Below are 2,441 nucleotides of genomic sequence, written 5' to 3'. Positions count from 1 at the left end.
GGCCAGTACCGAGGACACCATCGACGTCGCGCATCACGCCATCGGTCACCAATGCCGCGACGCCACGCTTGACCATGCGCGCGCACAATATGTCGCCGAAGATCCCAGCATCGGTCACGCCCATAGCATCCGCGACTACGACGCATCCAGGCGGCATGTCCTCAATCGCCGCCCGCGTCGAGATTGGAGAAGCCCAGGACGCTGGGGTGGCGAGGTCCTCGCGCGCCGGCACGAAACGTAACGTGAAGGCGGGACCGGCGATCCGCGGCTGGCCGGGCAACAGGGGTTTCGCGCCCCGCATCCAGATGTTCCTGAGACCTTTTTTGAGCAGGATGGTTGTGATTGTTGCTGTTGATATGCCCTTGAGGGCTTCGATGTCCTGATCGCTGAGTGCCATGTAAGTCTCCATCAAATGCTCTGGATGAGGCCGCCGTCTACACGGACGACGCTGCCGGTGATATAAGATGCGCGCCGACTCGCCAGGAAGGCGACAACATCGGCGTATTCTTCAGGGTCGCCGTAACGCCCAAGCGGTATAGATGCCTTGCTTTCGCTACTGACGCTTTCCACGTCGCGACTTTCGCGCTTTGCCTTCTGTTCATCTAGGGCCTTTATGCGCTGTGTAGCGATCCGTCCCGGTATCACGATGTTGGAGGTAACCCCGTCCAGGCCTACCTCGCTGGCCAACGTCTTCGACCAGCCCACAAGCGACAGTCTAAGTGCATTCGACAAGCCGAGGTTGGCGATCGGCGCCACGACTCCCGAAGACGTGGAGGTGATTACACGCCCCCACTGGCGCTTGCGCATGCTGGGCAGGACGGCGTCGGTGAGGGAGATCACCGAAAGCACCATAACCTCGAAATGCTTCAGCCATGCGGAGGCATCCTGCCCAGAGGCGGGTGTCGGCGGCGGGCCACCTGTATTGTTGACGAGGATGTCGATTGGACCGAACGTTCCGTGCACTTCGCCTAGGACGCGCGGCATAGCGTCCCGGCAGGCGAGGTCCCACACGATAGCTGTCGCTCCCCCGCCATTCGCGCGGATCACCTCGGCGGTTGCGTGGGCTGCGTCCCGACCGATGTCACCGCACGCGACTCGCGCACCTTCACGTGCCAGCGCCCGCGCTATGGCGCCCCCTAGCCCGCCGCCTGCACCGAGTACAAGTGCCGTCTTTCCTGCAATTCCCAGATCCATGATATTGGCCTTGCCTATAATTGAGAGAACATTGGATGGCCGGGGACGTCTAGTTCAGCTGTTAGAATGCTCCCGGTCTCGGATTCGGTAATGAAGAGAGTCCTGTTGCCTGTACCGCCGAAGGCAACGTTGGTGGTCATCCGTCCGGTTGGCGAGTTGATGCGCAGTAGCGGCTCACCGAGGGTATTGAATAACCATATGCAACCGAGCCCTATATGGGCGATAGCCAGAGAGCCTTCGGTATCCATCGCCAAACCGTCCGGCCCAATGCCTCCAGTCAGCCGGACGAAGGCACCGACCTTATAGGCAGTGCCGTCAGAATGCATTGGCACGCGCCAGACAGCGTTGTCGCGAGTCACGTTAAGGAAGATGGTGGTCTCGCTGCGGTCGAGGACGAGGCCGTTGGGGCTCGGCACCTTGTCCAATACGACATTCAGCCGCCCATCCGAGCGCAGCCGGAACAGGCGCCCGAACGGGTCGTGCAGCCCGCTCAAGCCCTGGTCAGTAAAATAGAGATCTCCACTGCATGAGAAGTGGAGGTCGTTCAAACCGTGAAACGGCTTGCCCTCATAGCCATCGACAACGGTGGTCACCTTCCCGGTCCCAAGCTCGAGCTCAAGCAATCCCCGGGTGAAATCGGCAACGAAAATCCGCCCGTCCGCATGGAACTTGAGCCCGTTCGGCGACCCGTCATATTCCGTGACGACGCTGAAATCACCGGTTGGTGACATTCTCAATATCCGTCCCCACGCAACGTCAACCATGTAGAGATTGCCGCCGCGATCGAAGGAGGGGCCCTCGAGGAAGCAATCCGTAACCACACCCGACCGATGTGTCTGCGCCCATCTGGAGGTGCGTCCTCTGATCCGGAGCGCATCTGGCACGCGGGCGAACACCTTTGCTTCGATCTGGGGCGGTTGTGCAAACATGAGCGTGATTCCTGCTGATCAATCGAAGCGGGTCGGATCGCCATCGAAACCATCGGCACAGAAACTACCGCCTTGAAAGCGAGCCTCAAACGCGGGTTCATCCAGATGTCCCTGCATTTGCGGCACGAAGCGCTCCGCGTTGTCCCTCGGAAAGAAGCCGATCGCGCGGGCGCCTGCATCGTCCCACTGCTTGCGCGTGTTATTCGAGACGCCGTAGACGACATTGAAGTGCACGCCTTCTGTCTCGATACAACGCTCCGTCAAATGGACAAAATCTGGTTCGCTAAGCCAGGACCAACGGGATCGGCGATGCGGCGG

The 2,441-nt window shown here is 60.3% G+C and carries 2 protein-coding genes and 2 pseudogenes; all 4 read right to left on the bottom strand.

What is annotated here, in order from left to right; genetic code table 11:
- Positions 1 to 397: pseudogene (locus tag EN780_RS32095) on the bottom strand (ribonuclease activity regulator RraA); the annotation flags it as partial.
- 11 nt (positions 398 to 408) lie between these two features.
- Complete coding sequence (locus EN780_RS32090) at positions 409 to 1,194, bottom strand: SDR family oxidoreductase (RefSeq protein WP_128276281.1); 786 nt, start codon at positions 1,192 to 1,194, stop codon at positions 409 to 411.
- Positions 1,195 to 1,208: 14 nt separating this feature from the next.
- Positions 1,209 to 2,123: an SMP-30/gluconolactonase/LRE family protein gene (locus tag EN780_RS32085; protein WP_128276280.1), complete on the bottom strand. Its 915-nt coding sequence runs from the start codon at positions 2,121 to 2,123 to the stop codon at positions 1,209 to 1,211.
- 18 nt (positions 2,124 to 2,141) lie between these two features.
- Positions 2,142 to 2,441 (bottom strand): annotated as a pseudogene (locus EN780_RS32080) (hypothetical protein); the annotation flags it as partial.

It is taken from the genome of Mesorhizobium sp. M4B.F.Ca.ET.089.01.1.1 (assembly GCF_004022605.1).
GTDB lineage: Bacteria > Pseudomonadota > Alphaproteobacteria > Rhizobiales > Rhizobiaceae > Mesorhizobium > Mesorhizobium abyssinicae.
Note: the sequence above shows the minus strand (reverse complement) of the source record. Positions and strands in the feature narration are given on the sequence as shown.